This window comes from Enterobacter asburiae (assembly GCF_008080435.1).
GTDB lineage: Bacteria > Pseudomonadota > Gammaproteobacteria > Enterobacterales > Enterobacteriaceae > Enterobacter > Enterobacter asburiae_C.
Window position 1 is genome coordinate 127,248 of the sequence record NZ_VRKN01000007.1, and the last position, 14,674, is coordinate 141,921.

General features: G+C 52.2%; 16 protein-coding genes and 1 tRNA gene. 8 read left to right on the forward strand and 9 right to left on the reverse strand.

Annotation, left to right across the window (positions count from 1 at the left end):
* Window positions 1–109 precede the first annotated feature (109 nt).
* Together yicI and FU672_RS15090 are read right to left on the reverse strand one after the other, a co-directional pair.
* Complete coding sequence (yicI, locus tag FU672_RS15085) at window positions 110–2,428, reverse strand: alpha-xylosidase (RefSeq protein WP_148243833.1); 2,319 nt, start codon at window positions 2,426–2,428, stop codon at window positions 110–112.
* Window positions 2,429–2,440: 12 nt separating this feature from the next.
* Window positions 2,441–3,832, reverse strand: a complete 1,392-nt coding sequence (locus FU672_RS15090; protein WP_089598287.1) for a glycoside-pentoside-hexuronide family transporter — start codon at window positions 3,830–3,832, stop codon at window positions 2,441–2,443.
* Between the two features lie 288 nt (window positions 3,833–4,120).
* Here FU672_RS15090 and FU672_RS15095 point away from each other — a divergent pair.
* Window positions 4,121–4,215 (forward strand) — tRNA-Sec (locus FU672_RS15095).
* Between the two features lie 4 nt (window positions 4,216–4,219).
* Here the strand turns inward: FU672_RS15095 and FU672_RS15100 are convergent.
* On the reverse strand, window positions 4,220–5,026 hold the full coding sequence (locus FU672_RS15100; RefSeq protein ID WP_148243834.1) for a toll/interleukin-1 receptor domain-containing protein: 807 nt from the start codon (window positions 5,024–5,026) through the stop codon (window positions 4,220–4,222).
* 23 nt (window positions 5,027–5,049) lie between these two features.
* On the reverse strand, window positions 5,050–5,241 hold the full coding sequence (locus tag FU672_RS15105; RefSeq protein WP_032649915.1) for a toxin-antitoxin system HicB family antitoxin: 192 nt from the start codon (window positions 5,239–5,241) through the stop codon (window positions 5,050–5,052).
* Between the two features lie 125 nt (window positions 5,242–5,366).
* On the opposite strand from FU672_RS15105, the gene FU672_RS15110 reads away from it, so the two are divergent.
* From FU672_RS15110 to FU672_RS15125, 4 genes are all read left to right on the forward strand, one after another.
* Window positions 5,367–5,708: a SymE family type I addiction module toxin gene (locus tag FU672_RS15110; protein WP_148243835.1), complete on the forward strand. Its 342-nt coding sequence runs from the start codon at window positions 5,367–5,369 to the stop codon at window positions 5,706–5,708.
* A 59-nt stretch (window positions 5,709–5,767) separates the two neighbouring features.
* A complete protein-coding gene (locus FU672_RS15115; RefSeq protein ID WP_148243836.1) occupies window positions 5,768–6,805 on the forward strand; it encodes a virulence RhuM family protein in 1,038 nt (345 codons plus the stop codon).
* Window positions 6,806–7,068: 263 nt separating this feature from the next.
* The gene (locus FU672_RS25125; protein WP_148243837.1) at window positions 7,069–7,338 is read left to right on the forward strand and encodes an Hcp family type VI secretion system effector; all 270 of its coding nucleotides are present in this window, start codon (window positions 7,069–7,071) and stop codon (window positions 7,336–7,338) included.
* Window positions 7,335–7,922 (forward strand): hypothetical protein, encoded by a 588-nt coding sequence (locus FU672_RS15125; protein WP_262349018.1) that lies wholly within the window; start codon window positions 7,335–7,337, stop codon window positions 7,920–7,922. Before FU672_RS25125 ends, FU672_RS15125 begins: the two co-directional genes overlap by 4 nt.
* Window positions 7,923–7,954: 32 nt before the next feature.
* Here the strand turns inward: FU672_RS15125 and FU672_RS15130 are convergent, their stop codons facing one another.
* From FU672_RS15130 to FU672_RS15150, 5 genes are all read right to left on the reverse strand, one after another.
* Window positions 7,955–8,398, reverse strand: coding sequence for a GNAT family N-acetyltransferase (locus FU672_RS15130; RefSeq protein ID WP_148243838.1), 444 nt, complete (start codon window positions 8,396–8,398; stop codon window positions 7,955–7,957).
* 104 nt (window positions 8,399–8,502) lie between these two features.
* Window positions 8,503–9,501, reverse strand: coding sequence for a class I SAM-dependent methyltransferase (locus FU672_RS15135; RefSeq protein ID WP_148243839.1), 999 nt, complete (start codon window positions 9,499–9,501; stop codon window positions 8,503–8,505).
* Window positions 9,502–9,586: 85 nt separating this feature from the next.
* The gene (locus FU672_RS15140) at window positions 9,587–10,525 is read right to left on the reverse strand and encodes a GlxA family transcriptional regulator (protein WP_148243840.1); all 939 of its coding nucleotides are present in this window, start codon (window positions 10,523–10,525) and stop codon (window positions 9,587–9,589) included.
* 192 nt (window positions 10,526–10,717) lie between these two features.
* On the reverse strand, window positions 10,718–11,197 hold the full coding sequence (locus tag FU672_RS15145; RefSeq protein WP_148243841.1) for a YqeJ family protein: 480 nt from the start codon (window positions 11,195–11,197) through the stop codon (window positions 10,718–10,720).
* A 1-nt stretch (window position 11,198) separates the two neighbouring features.
* Complete coding sequence (locus FU672_RS15150) at window positions 11,199–11,975, reverse strand: winged helix-turn-helix domain-containing protein (RefSeq protein WP_148243842.1); 777 nt, start codon at window positions 11,973–11,975, stop codon at window positions 11,199–11,201.
* Window positions 11,976–12,681: 706 nt separating this feature from the next.
* Between FU672_RS15150 and FU672_RS15155 the strand changes: the two genes are divergently transcribed.
* The 3 genes from FU672_RS15155 to FU672_RS15165 are packed head-to-tail and all read left to right on the forward strand — an operon-like array spanning window position 12,682 to window position 14,653.
* On the forward strand, window positions 12,682–13,284 hold the full coding sequence (locus FU672_RS15155; RefSeq protein ID WP_148243843.1) for a helix-turn-helix transcriptional regulator: 603 nt from the start codon (window positions 12,682–12,684) through the stop codon (window positions 13,282–13,284).
* 53 nt (window positions 13,285–13,337) lie between these two features.
* A complete protein-coding gene (locus tag FU672_RS15160) occupies window positions 13,338–13,922 on the forward strand; it encodes a fimbrial protein (protein ID WP_148243844.1) in 585 nt (194 codons plus the stop codon).
* Between the two features lie 53 nt (window positions 13,923–13,975).
* Window positions 13,976–14,653 (forward strand): fimbrial biogenesis chaperone, encoded by a 678-nt coding sequence (locus FU672_RS15165; protein ID WP_148243845.1) that lies wholly within the window; start codon window positions 13,976–13,978, stop codon window positions 14,651–14,653.
* Window positions 14,654–14,674 lie beyond the last annotated feature (21 nt).

A 14,674-nucleotide genomic window follows, 5' to 3' on the forward strand; every position in this document is an offset into this window, starting at 1 on the left:
TTTTTGATATTTGTTCCCTCTCCCTGTGGGAGAGGGCCAGGGTGAGGGCACCAGACCGCATAATTACCGTAGGCCTGGTAAGCGAAGCGCCACCGGGCATTTTTGCGGCTCAGAAGTGAACCACTACCTCATTCCCCTCTGCTTTCACCACCACGCCCCACTCGCTGCCTGCGTGCGAGCCGCCTTTCACACCACTTATCTTCAACATGTTGCGCAAGCACACCGACCAGTTTTGCGCGTCTCCCGCGCCGGTAATGGTCACGATGTCGCCCCGACGTGACGCCTTCAGCGTAAACGCCACGGAGCCGTCCGCCGCAGGCACTTCGCTCACCGCCGTTGCGCCATCGTCCAGGTTAAACAGCTGGAAGGCCGTCCCCTCGTTCCACGCGTAGTCCGGCTTCTGGTTGTTGTTGCCCAGCGCCAGCAGGGTGTTGTCGCGCACGTAGACCGGCAGGCTCATGAAATCATGCTGCTGTTTATGCCAGCGGCTGCCCTGGATTTCGTCGTTGTGCCACAGGTGCGTCCAGCGGCCCTCCGGCAGGTAGAACTGCACGTCGCCCGCCTCGGAGAACACCGGCGCCACCATCAGCGAATCCCCCAGCATGTACTGACGGTCGAGGTAATCGCATGCCGGGTCGCTCGGGAACTCCAGCATCATCGCCCGCAGCATCGGCGTGCCGAACTCGCGGGCCTGCGCCGCCTGCCGATACAGATACGGCATTAGCTGACACTTCAGCTGGGTGAAATGGCGCACCACGTCGCAGGACTCGTCATCGTACGCCCACGGCACGCGGTAGGATTTGCTGCCGTGCAGGCGGCTGTGGCTGGAGAACAGCCCGAACGCGCACCAGCGCTTGTAGACGTGCGCCGGCGCGGTATTTTCGAACCCGCCGATATCGTGGCTCCAGAACCCGAAGCCGGACAGACCAATCGACAGCCCCCCGCGCAGGCTTTCGGCCATCGACTCGTAGTTGGCGTAGCAGTCGCCGCCCCAGTGTACCGGGAACTGCTGCGCCCCGACGGAGGCAGAACGGGCAAACAGCACCGACTCTTCTTCTCCCACCGTCTCTTTCAGCACGTTCCACACCAGCTCGTTATAGATGTAGGCGAAGTGGTTGTGCATCTTCTGCGGATCGGACCCGTCGAACCACTGCACGTCGGTCGGGATACGCTCGCCGAAGTCGGTCTTAAAGCAGTCGACGCCAATGTCCACCAGACCCTTCAGCTTGTCGGCATACCACCGGCATGCTTCCGGATTGGTGAAGTCATAAATCGCCAGGCCCGGCTGCCATTTGTCCCACTGCCACAGGGAGCCGTCCGGGCACTTGAGCAGGTAGCCCTTCTCTTTCAGCTCCCGGAAGATCGGGGATTTCTGGCCGATGTACGGGTTGATCCACACGCAGACCTTCAACCCTTTCTCCTTCAGGCGGCGGATCATCCCCTCAGGGTCCGGGAAGGTCACCGGATCCCACTCAAAATCGCACCACTGGAAGGCTTTCATCCAGAAGCAGTCGAAGTGGAAGACGTGCAGCGGCAGGTCGCGCTCGGCCATGCCGTCGATAAAGCTGTTTACCGTGGCCTCGTCGTAGTTGGTGGTGAACGACGTGGTCAGCCACAGGCCGAACGACCACGCAGGCGGCAGCGCCGGACGCCCGGTAAACTGCGTATAGCGGTTCAGCACCGCTTTCGGCGTCGGGCCGTCGATCACGAAGTACTCCAGATATTCCCCTTCGACGCTGAACTGCACTTTGGAGACCTTCTCGGAGCCGACTTCAAACGAGACGTTTTCCGGGTGATTCACCAGCACGCCGTAGCCGCGGTTGGTCAGGTAGAACGGAATATTTTTATAGGACTGCTCGGTGCTGGTGCCGCCGTCGCGGTTCCAGGTTTCGACCGTCTGACCGTTGCGTACCAGGGCGGTAAAGCGCTCGCCCAGGCCGTAGACCGTTTCCCCCACGCCCAGATCCAGACGTTCGAAAACGTAATTGCGGTCAGTGTTGGTATCCTGCACGTAGCCGTTGTTTTTCAGCTGGCTGCCGGTAATCCGCTGGCCGTTACGCAGGAAATCCAGCGCCCAGAACTCGCCTTTGGTGACGCGCACGCTAACGCTGCCGCTTTTCAGCTCGGCAAAATCCGCGTTGTTTTCAATCTCAACCTTCACGTCTTTCAGAACGTTCAGCGGATAGTGCGGGCCGTTATTGAGCGCGCCCTGGAAATGCTCAATTCGCACCCCGACAATCCCTTCCTGCGGAGCAAACAGGCGCACCGTGAACATCAATGTGTCGAGCTGCCAGGTGCGCTCGCGCACGTCACGCGGCGCCACGTACACCACCAGGTCATTACCCTGCTGCTCCACGTCGAACACCTGAACCGGATACGTCACGTTCAGGCCCGGTTGAATGAGCCAGTTTCCATCACTGATTTTCATGCTCTCGTCCTCTTAGTTCTGTAATTCTTTGCTGACCGGCAGGTTTTCAAATTCCTGCTGATTGCGGCGCGCGCCCTGCGCCAGCTCGCCCATGATTTTGGTCAGGAAGGGGGTTTTCAGCGTGTAGTAGCGTTTGGCGATGATGGCGCTCAGCACGTAGCAGACCGCCGGGGCCAGGGTAAACAGGCCGATAATGATGCTGATGGTCGCGCTGTTCTGGGTTTTGGCTGCCGCATCGTAGCCCCCGCCTGCCAGCATCCAGCCGATCATCGCCCCGCCCAGCGCCAGGCCAAGCTTCAGCACGAACAGCGTGCCCGCGAAGCTGATGCCGGTCAGACGCTTGCCGTTGGTCCACTCGCCGTAATCGACGGTATCGGACATCATTACCCACTGAATCGGCGTCACCAGCTGATGCAGCACGCCGATGACGAAGATAAAGGCGAACATCAGCACGGTGGCATGCATCGGGACGAAGAACATCGCCACGCTGACCACCGCCAGCGCGGCGTTAGTCCACCAGAAGATACTGACCTTGCATTTCCAGTCGGTGAGCGGTTTTGCCAGCGCGGAGCCAATCAGGTTGCCGACGCAGTAGGTGGTGAGGAACGCGACGAACACCTCCGGCGAGCCCATGATCCAGGTGCAGTAGTACATCATCGCACCGCCGCGCACGCAGACGGCGAGAATGTTGAGGATGGTCAGCACGCCAACGATGCGCCACTGGTCGTTGTGCCAGATGTCGCGCAGGTCTTCCCGCATGGAGGTGGTGCTCGGCGGCACCTGGATGCGCTCTTTGGTGGTAAAGAAGCAGAACGCCAGCATCAGGAACGCGACCACCGACAGCACGGCGATCCCGCCCTGGAAGCCGAACGCCTTATCGTCGCCGCCAATCAGGTTTACCAGCGGCATCATCAGCACCGTAGAAAGCATGCCGCCCGCCGTCGCCAGCACAAAGCGCCAGGACTGGAGGGAGATACGCTGCGTCGGGTCGTTGGTGATCACGCCGCCCAGCGCGCAGTAGGGGATATTGACCACGGTATAGAGCAGGGTCAGCAGGGTGTAAGTGATGGCGGCATAAACCATTTTGCCGTTGAGGCTGAGGTCCGGCGTGGTGTAGGCCAGCACGCAGACAATGCCGAACGGGATAGCACCAAACAAAATCCAGGGACGGAACTTGCCCCAGCGGCTGCGGGTGCGGTCGGCAATCAGCCCCATGCACGGGTCGGAGATCGCATCCAGCGCGCGCGCCAGCAGGAACATGGTGCCGACAAACCCGGCGGGAATGCCGAAAATATCGGTGTAGAAAAACATCATGTACAACATGACGTTATCAAAAATGATGTGGCTGGCGGCGTCTCCCATGCCGTAGCCAATCTTCTCTTTTACTGACAATACTTCGCTCATCTTTTTTATCCTTCACGCTGTAGGGGGCGCTGAGACCGGTTGCATTGGTTTTAAACCATTGTTTCAGATGCGGGTATTGCGTTTTCTGGTTAGCAGATTACGTTTCTTGTTTTTTGTGATCGCGGTAAATGTTGGAAGCACGAAGGGCTAACATGAGGATTTTCTTAGGAATTAACTGAAACAGGGGGGTACAGGTCAAAAGAGAGGTGAAAAAAGTGTGTGAGGGTATGTGGTAAATGCCTGAAAGTAGCTATAATGCGCCCCGCCTCCATGTAGCAATGCAGGCGCGGAAGATCGTCATCTCCGGTGAGGTGGCTGGACTTCAAATCCAGTTGGGGACGCCAGCGTTCCCGGGCAGGTTCGACTCCTGTGATCTTCCGCCAAAATTCATTTCTTTTTATACAAACTTTCTAGTGCTGCCAATAAGTCCCTTAATCCACTATTAAAATCATTTCTGAAATCTGCGTATTTTTTTGTTTTTAACAATTCAGGTATTTTGCAATCTTTCAAAAGTAAAGGAAGCACATGAATACGATTATGTTGAATTTCATTCCAATATTTTGTTTGCCATTCTCTTTCTACCCATTTTGATGAAACCGCATTTTCAGAAAGAATAACAATTACAAAATCAGCTTCTTCTAGTCCGTCTGAAATTCGTTCGGGAATACTTTCCCCTACTTTTATGTCCCATTCATCCAACCAAGGAGCATACCCATTTGCTTCAAGGTCCATACATAACATCTTTGCAAACGGTTTATCCAATGATGAATGAGAGATGAAAACTTTTGCCCCGTTAGGTTTATTCATATAGCGCTGCTCCACAATTTGATCCAGAAGAGTAGTTTCAATGTAATGTAATTCTGAAAAATAACTACACAATTTCTTATATGATATTTTATTGTATGGGGAGCACAGTTTAGTAAGTTCAGCTTTACGATTTACTAAATCGTGCATTGATGCATATTCTAAATCATCATAAGAGATTCCATGATGCTCAGTCGCTAGAGAAAAATGACCAAAATATACGATAGCGACATGGATTATACCTTCTATTGTTTCATCATCATCATCTTCTTCATTCCATTCATAGTTTTCTGGAAAAAGAGAATCATCATCATCGTAATAACCAATACGTCCTTTAAATTTTCCAGATATTACTTTAACGGTACCATATCGATCCATTTCTTTAGGCATGGCTGAATCCCTTATTCATCATGTTAACCCTTAGGTTCAATTTTCCTTAATCGTAACGCCTCCCTCGCCAGTTCCTTCAACCAGCTGGCGAGACTCACCCCTTCCTCAGCTGCCACAGCATCCAACTGCTCCTTCAATGCCGGATCAATTCGCATCTTAAACTGCGGAGACTGCCCGCCGCCTTTTGGTTTTTTTTCGCGCGATATGATTGACATGAGGCCACCTATCCATCTACTCTGGCACATATAGGAGGCCACCTAAGCCTCCTGTACTTGCAACGCCCCGGTGTGCGGGAACACAACCGGAGCGTCTAACCTCACCAACTATCAAGGAGTTGATTATGGCTGATTCGCATTCTACCCCAGACACCGACCAATCCGGAACCGAGCGTTCGGTAATTGTGGGATACCGCCCGAATGTTTTTGACAAATCCACGCCGAAAATCATCCTTTCCGGCAAATGGCTACGCGCGGCAGGTTTTGATACCGGGCAGCAGGTCACAATAAAAGTCATGAAGGGATGCATCGTTCTGGTGGCGTATAACGAGCAGGAGCAGAGGTTGCAGGATGATTATAAACGGACGAAAGCAAAGCTCATTGAAATAGAGGACGCGCTTGCAGCGATCCAAACTCCGCGTCCTGGAAAGCGCCTCGCAAAATCACATACAAACCACCTGGTATAGCGACTGTTTCTGGCATACTACACACTGGTAAGGTTAATCACTCGAAAGAGGGAGGCGACATGGCAGATCAAGACGTAATCCAATCTCCAGCAGGCGAATTTGTTATGTTTGCCAGTGATGATGGAACTGTTCGCATCACATGTCGCTTTGAACATGAAACGCTCTGGCTGTCGCAAGCAGCCATTGCGGCTCTTTATCAGGTCACTCCTCAAGCCATTACTCAGCATATTAAAGCAATTTACGAAGAAGGTGAGCTTGAACAAAAAGCAACTTGTAAGGCTTACTTACAAGTTCAACAAGAAGGTCAGCGAAAGGTCAATCGCAACACGCTTCACTATAGCCTGCCCGTCATTCTCGCCATCGGCTATCGCGTCCGCTCCGCTCGAGGGACACAGTTCCGCCAGTGGGCCACCCAAACGTTGCAGGAATATCTGGTTAAAGGCTTCGTTATGGACGACGAGCGCCTGAAAAATCCGCCAGTGGGATCATCCGCCGTACCTGACTATTTCGATGAAATGCTGGAACGCATTCGCGATATACGAGCCAGCGAACGCCGGGTCTATCTCCGCGTGAGGGAGATTTTCGCATTAGCCGCTGATTATCAGCCGTCACTCAAAGAAACCGCGCAATTCTTCCAGACCATCCAGAATAAACTGCATTTTGCCTGCACGGGCCACACCGCTGCTGAGCTGATTCACCAACGTGCAGACGCCACTCAGCCGCATATGGGGCTGACCAGCTATAAAGGCGAAGAAGTCCGTAAAAGCGATGTCACCACCGCAAAAAATTATCTTTCTCAGGATGAGGTGAGCGAGCTTAATCGCGTCGTGAATATGTGGCTCGATTTTGCTGAAGATCAGGCCAAACGCCGCAAGCAGGTATTTTTACGAGACTGGCAAACCAAACTCGATCAGTTCCTGCAATTTAACGACCGGGACGTTTTAGAAGGAGCAGGCAAAATCAGCAAGAAAGCGGCTGATGAAAAGGCGTGCTCAGAATACATTGAGTTTGAAAAAAAGCAGCGCCTGCTGAAAGAAGCCGAAGGTGAGAAAGATATTGTCGGCTTATTAAAATGGGATAAGCAGGCTAAGCGCTAATGCCGGTGCTGGCTCAGTATTTAATCATATTCATCATTTCAATATTTAATGCTATTTTCTAGTTATCATTGTTCTTGCGATGTAAGAGCAGCCATAAATCAACCTTATAATTTTTTAACATCAATTCAAGCCACTCATATCTCACAACGATAACTTTCTTTTTAACCAGCCAACGTTTTTTAGCGTTCATGTTTTGAAATGTCAGTCACAATTTAAACGATTAATGAAGAGTAGTTTCACTCAGTCTGTAAAAGGAGATTGAGATGGCTATATCAGTTTACTTATGGCTTGAGGATAATTCAGGCCGGAGGAGTAAAGGATCTGTCGATGTAAAAGATCGCGAAGGTTCAATAGAGGTGATTGAGTTTATGCACTCTATAGAACAACCAATAGATAAGTTCTCCGGAAAAATCACAACAAATGGTAAAAGCAGTTTGCACCCTGACGATTCTTCAGAGGGCTGCATCATTGCTCCTCTGAGTGCCAGGAGGAGTATCTGGAAAAGCAACGATACGGTATTGGTTGCCAAATGAAGCGTTTATTTTATTTATTGCCACTACTCGTTTCAGTAAGTTCGCACGTCTCAGCAACTGAAATGACCGGCTTCGCGACCCAGTATTACGATGAAGACGGATCGCTGACGGAAATTTCTACAACAGTACCCCTTTCACCGACCATCACCATTGGTAAGAAAACCGTGCAAATGGAGGTTACTCATCTGACAGATATCTCCAGCACATCAGTTAACAAAGACAACTCCGCTCGTTGGGTCTGCCTTCATGACGACGATGGCACGAACTATTGGTTCATTTCTGATAACGAAATGGGTGCAGGATTGTTAACTGCGCTAGCCATAGCCAAAGATGGCAGCCATGAAGAGTGTACGAAAACCACAGAACCAGTCAGAGTCTCAGTCGCTAACGTTCCATTATTCAATGCAACTCACGGGAGTTTAGTCGAATTGTTCGGCAAGAAAGAGATCGCTAAAAAGAAAGCGGTGCTTTTTTATCAGGAGACGCCAGTCCAGGATGGGTTTGTTCAAAGTAATACCGTCTCTTATTACTTCGATGGCGAAAAAGTGCGTGGCGTAATCATCGGGCAAATTACCAGTAACTAGTTTGCAGACTCCCTCTCCACAGGGAGAGGGCGTTAAGCCTGCCCACCCAACCGCATATGCAACAACGGAAACGGATTCCCCTGCCCGTCCAGTTCCGAGTGTCCGACCTGCTCAAACCCCATATGGCGATAAAACGCGACGCCCTGCGGGTTCTGCTCATTCACGTCCACTTCGTTCGCGCCGAACTCTGCAATAGCGTGTTGCAGCAGCAATTTCCCGACGCCCTTCCCCCGGCTCACATCATCAACAAACAGCATTTCAATGCGGTTTTCATCCACGCCTAAAAAGCCGTGAATAACGCCTGCGTCATCGCGAGCAATCACGACCTTGAGGTTAGGAAGATAGGCATTAAGCAATAACGGGCGCAGCGCCGCAATATCACTTTCCTGCAAAAAGTGATGGGTGGCGCGGACGGAGGATTCCCAGATCGCGACCAGACGTTCGAAGTGTGTGGGGAGTGCAGTTTCAATTTTCATGGGGGGATCATGTTTGGAAAATCGAACTATTTCAAGCCACTCTTTGCGATCTGTTCCCCCCCTCACCCTAGCCCTCTCCCTCAAGGGAGAGGGAACAGACTGCGCTAAGCTTTAATCTCCATCACCGCATACACCCCATCCTTCGGCACCACCACGGTGACGTTTTCCACCGGCACGCCCGCCGCGAGATGAATATCCTGCAGCTGCTGTAACGACCTCGGGTGAATATCCTCCCAGCCGATGCCCCGCAGCACAAAGTCAATTTGCGGGCTGCTGGTGAGCATGTTCGACACAATCACCGCCCCGCCGGGCTTCACCAGCCGCAGCGCGCGCTGGAGAAAAATCACCGCATCGGTATCGTTGAAGTATTCAAAAATCCCCAGCGCGTCGACCAGTTCGGCCTGATGCTCGCCCAGCTCCAGCAGTAAATCCTCGTTACGTACCAGCGTATGGAACAGGTTACGCCTGAGCAACGTCAGCTGTTCGCCCACCACAATCCCTTCCTGCGCCGCCATGGTTTCGGCCCAGCTGAGCGCTACGGGGTCTTTGTCCACCAGCGTGAGATACACCTGCTGGCCGTCGAGCTTTGCTTCACGCAGCGCCTCCAGCACCGGGATGGCAGCGCCGCTCGCGAGGCTGACCCAGTTGTTCTCGCTTTCATTATGAATGTACTTATCCACCAGCGCGGCCAGCACCCGGGCGCGGGAACGCACGCCAACCGCATCGTTAGCGTGAATAAACCACTGGCGGCTGTCGCTGTCCATTTTTGTGCCGTCGGGCAGGCGGTCTTCCAGCGGGTTTTGCACCACAAACAGCGCCAGCGCGGAGGGTACCAGCCGGGTTCGCCACGCGGTGAGCGCCGGGCGGTTGTGAAACGCCTGTTCGGAATAGCGGTTCTGCGGGACAAGCACGGCCTGCCCCCCCTCTTCGTACTCCACCCGCGGCGGCCGGAGCGCTGGCTCGGCTTTCAGGGCGCGGTCAAGGGAGGCGATCTCACGGGCAGCATCGTCTTTCATTGGCCACTGGTCGCTGACGTCGGGAAATGACGCGCTGAAAATCGTCATATTTTCCGGTGCATCGCCGCGAAAAGGCTGCCAGTTCATGTCATCTTCCCTCCGTTAGGCTTTTAACGGAAGTCTATCCAGGCGGGCCAGTAATACCCTACGAAGAAAGCACGAAATCGGCACATCAGTTCTGCGACGTGCGCCATACCCCCGGCGTACAGCCGTACTCGGTCTGAAAATGACGAATAAAGTGGGCACAGTCGCTAAATCGCATCCGCCGCGCGATATCCGTGACGCTTTGCTGAGAGTTCTTCAGCAGCCAGCAGGCATAGCGCAGCCTGGCGCTGCGAATAAATTCCCGCGCCGTTTTGCCAAACTCGGCGTGAAACAGGCGGTTAAGCTGACGTTCGCTCAACCTAACGTCCTGAGCGAGCCTGGCGGCATTCAGCGGGTGAGTCAGATATTGTTCGACGATCGTCACCGCCCTGCGCAGCCGTGAATCAGGGATCATGGCGACATTCGCGGGCTGTGGCGTGGCGGCATCATGCGGAGGAAGAGACAGCCGCCGGGAGGTGGTGGCCGCAATGTCGTCTCCCCCGTGGGCGCGGATCAGCGAAGTTACCAGAGTGAGCGTTGAGATCCCACCCGGGCAGGTCAGCACATCGCCTTCGTCTATAAAATCGAGGCCTTGCTCAGCATAAACCTGCGGGAACCGTTGCGTGAAAACGCCATGATGGTGAGGATGAATCGAGGCGCGGCGCTCATTCAGTAAGCCTTCCTCCGCCAGAATAAAGCTGCCGGTCCCAATACCTATCAGAGGAATGCTGTTGTGATGAGCATCCGTGAGAAACGCTCTGTCGCCACGGTGCCCCTGGTTAAGGTGCTCCAGGCCTCCACCAATCACCGCAATGTAGTCGAAGTCACCGGGCGGCGCATGGGCGGCATCGGGCCGTACGCTGATCCCAGAACTGCTTACCACCGGTAAGTCGGGGTGAATGCTTATCAGGCTGAGTTTAAAGCATATTTTCTGGCTACGCTTTTGGACGCTGGATGCAATGCGTAACGCTTCTATCAATCCTGAAAATGCGAAAAGCGAGAACTGGGGCCACAGGAGTAAACCCATATGCAGGGGTTTATTCCGTGCAGGCGTCATTCTGACGTGATCATCAATTAAAGTTTTCATTAACTTGCCGAAGAATAATAATTACATTATCGCAACATTATTGCTGCTATTATATTTCCCTAATGTATAGTCTGGCTGTTAAATCAAACATAAATGATGTCAGGAAAAACTTAAAAGAATTTCTCGTTGTCACTACCTGTTTTTTGACGTGTGGCACACATAGGTTGGTAGCGTCCCCAGAATAAATAAATAATTCTCATTCTGCTGTTTCTTAATGCGCATATAAATATTCTTATCCGGGTAGATAAAAAATAAGGGCTCGTATCTCTCCAGCCAACTGTCGCTGATGTTATCGTCCGGGAATTTTATATTACGTACGGACGTCAGGTTATAGACGCTGTCTTTACGCTCAATCTGAAAGAAAACTTTGCGGTTCAGCCTCTTCGTTGGGTCGCTTTTCACCTTGCCATTCATGCTGAGTATTCCGCTGTTACCCTCCACGGTGTAGTTCAGCCACAGAGACAACGTCTCATCACGGTGATGCTGAATAAAGTTCACCTGACAGGCAAAGGGCTGGATGTAATGGCGATGCCAGAGGTAATACGCTGCCACAACAGCCCCCATCAGCAGGCACAGGCAGAGCGCAAAGAGCATTTGACGGTAGCGAATCATACTAACGATCCTCTATAAAATAATCAGACATACAGTGGTTGGATTCCGTCATCGGCCTGTCACAGCGAATTACTGACGCACGAGGTAGCAGGGTGTAGCCGCTGACATATATCCAGGGATAGTTCACGCACTGCTCCTTAAACGGTGCAGCATAGACCAGCGCTTTATCTCGATCGTATTGCGTTTCAACATCGCGAGCAAAATAGAGCTGGCACTCGCCCATCTTCGTCGCGAAGCGGTATCCGTCAACAAAATAGCTGTCATGCGTCAGGCGATGGCCGATAACGCTCACGCTCACGCTCACGCCAGCCAATACCAGCAACGCCACCAGCACGCAAGGCAACCATAAGCGTTGTTTAGAAACCGTCGGCTCGACAATCTCCTCTTCGCAGGTATCCAGAGCAGCCTGTTCTTCCTCTTCGGTCTGCGGCTGCGTCTCTTTAATAATGATTTGCGTATCGCTTGCGAGCGTCAGTCCAATGCGTGGGATAGTGACTATCGGATCGGTTTCAAAACCGACTTTCTTTAGTCCCTTACGCAGAATAGAAATGTTCTGGTAATAGGTATTAGGCGAAACCAGCATCCCCCGACGCTGCCAGACAATATCCATGCACTCCTGTTGAGTCACAATACTTCCGACTCTCTCTATTAATAACAACAAACAACGGCCCGCCGGGGAATTTAATACCACTACCCGCTCGGGATTGTTCAGATCGCGTAATGTGCTGGCCGCTGGGTGAAACTCTACCAGGCCATTAATAATGTAATACTTATGCATAGAATGGACTAAATACCTCTGGTCAACACCTGTTGCTACAGTAGAATCCCTTCACGGTTAACCTGCGTATCCCTCGCCTGTGTAAGGATTAATGTGACGGATAAATGCACAACTGTATATCCTGACGCCTGGCGAAAAATCTTATTTTTCCTTTCCCTTTATCTATCCGGTCTGAACTTTTCTTAATCGCCACTTAAGCCATCTTGACACTGACAAAACTCGACAAATGCGCCCGTTGAACGCTTTAGCCATCGCTGTCTGAATTATTCAGCATGCTTAATTTATTTTTTTAGCGAAAAGCAGAGAGGACGCGCCCTGCCACCGGATTTCGACATTACGGCCAATTCGAAAGCTGTCGTCTTAATTAACAATTTCAACACGAAACTGTTAGTAACCGTCAGTAACAATGCGCCTCGTATGACATCACTAGACGATTCCCTTACAAAACATTTATTAAAGCCAACTTTTCAATAAAAAATACCGGTATGATTATTTACAGGCAGATAAGCAAGAACCGGTTCAACGAGGAGAAATTGACGCTACACGCAAACCACACTTAAAACAAATTAAGATTAATTCAGGTTACGTCTTTTACGCCTTGAGTATAGTGAGCTCAAACCGTGCAATGCTTAATTGCTTCGAAAATATCAGGCATCGCCCTACCATACAGGCGAGTCTCATTACAATTATAAATCGAGGGAATGTCATGGCGAATAAACACAACAACACACGTCATTTAAATATCGCGCTATTGGGTGGAGATCACTTTACGCGCCAGGGGATCGCCGCGTTATTAAAAAACATTGCCCCTGACATGCAGATTAATGCATCAAGCAATGATTACGCGGAGCTCGAAAAGATGTTAACGGCAAGACCTGTAGATGTAATTTTTTTATCCGGCACGGATAAATATCACGCGGGTTATGATTGCCTGAAATATATCAAGAAGATGAAAGTGCTCTATCCCGGCGTGCTTATTTGTATGTATTCCGCGCCGGCAAATTCCTGGCTGTGGATACGCGGTGAAATAGACGCTTATATCTCGCTGCAGGACCCGCTTTATCACTGGCGAGCCAGCGTATTAAAACTGGTCGATAGCCGTTATCGCCCAATAAAGAAACCCACGGCGTTATCGCTGACGCCGGGCGAATGGAGGGTATTGAAGGAACTGCGAAAGGGTCTGGATATGCGTTACATCGCCGAAACAGAGCAGCTTTCTTACCGTCGTGTCAGTGCGTTAAAAAGCTCAGCGATAAGAAAACTCGGGCTCAGGAACAAGACAGATTTGCTGGTCTTTTTAACCAGTTAGACCTGCTCCTTTCAGAGCAAATCTCGACATAACAACATAATGGAATCAGGACAATGAAAACTCAACTCAATACCAAAACACTGCTTGCGGTCGCTATTGCTGCCTTACTGCCAGCAGGAACGGCGCTGGCTGCAGAGACCAGCGGCGGCACGGTGAACTTCAACGGCAAAGTCGTGACTTCCGCCTGCGCCATCAGCGCAGGAAGCGCCAACATTGACGTTGATATGGGTGAAGTTCGTACCGCAACGCTGAAGAATGCAGGCAGTGAAGCCAGCACGGCAAAAGCGTTTGCCATCACGCTGGAAGATTGTGAAATCGCCGACACCTCGGCCTCATCGGATGAGAACCCGATTGCCGCAACAACCGTGGCGGTCACCTTCACCGGTACGCCAGACACCTCCGATGTTAATAGCCTGGCCATCGGGACAAACGGCAGTGCCAACTTTGCACAAAATGTGGCTATTCGCCTTTATGACGAGCAGGGCAAGGTGGTGAAGCTGGGTGAAGCTGCTACGGCCATCCCTCTGCGTAAGGGTGCCAACACCCTGAACTTCAGTGCGAAATATTACTCGCCGAAGGGCGGCGCCACCGCGGGTGATGCCAGCGCTGTCGCGACCTACACCGTGACCTATTCGTAATCTTCAGGCCCGGTCTGCTGGCCGGGCCTGACTTAGCTTTCAGGAGAAACACTATGCGCGTAAACACATTGATTTGCCTGGCGGGCACGTTATGTTCCTCCGCCGTCTATGCCGGCGGCGTGGGGTTGGGCGCAACGCGAATGGTCTACTCCAGCGCGACTACCCAGTCCATGATGCAGGTGAGAAACACCCATCCCGACGCCACTTTCCTGATCCAGTCATGGGTGGAGAACGAGAAAGGGGAACGCACCAACGACTTCGTGATCACGCCACCGCTGTACGTCATGAAACCGGCCAGCGAAAGCGCGGTGAAAATCATGTTTAACGGTAAAGCCCTGCCACAGGATCGGGAGACGCTCTACTGGATGACGGTCAAAGCCATACCACAGCAGGCTCAAAGCGGTTCCGGGAATACGCTGCAGTTTGCGTCGGCTAACCGCATCAAGGTCTTTTATCGCCCGGAAGGACTTGGGGAAAGTCCGGGAGAGGCGTGGAAACGCCTGACCGGTGCCTATCGCGCCGGAAAGGTGACGCTCAGCAACCCCACGCCGTACTACCTCACCACCATCAACGTGAAAATTGACGGGATCCCGGTGCAGCCGGTGATGGTGCCTCCAAAAGGTAACGTGACGCTGGCCGAAACCTTCAGCCATGCGAGCAGCATGAGCTTCCAGACCATTAACGATTATGGGGCATGGACTCCCGCCACACGCGCATCGTTATCCCAATAATACAAACAGTAAGGCGTGACC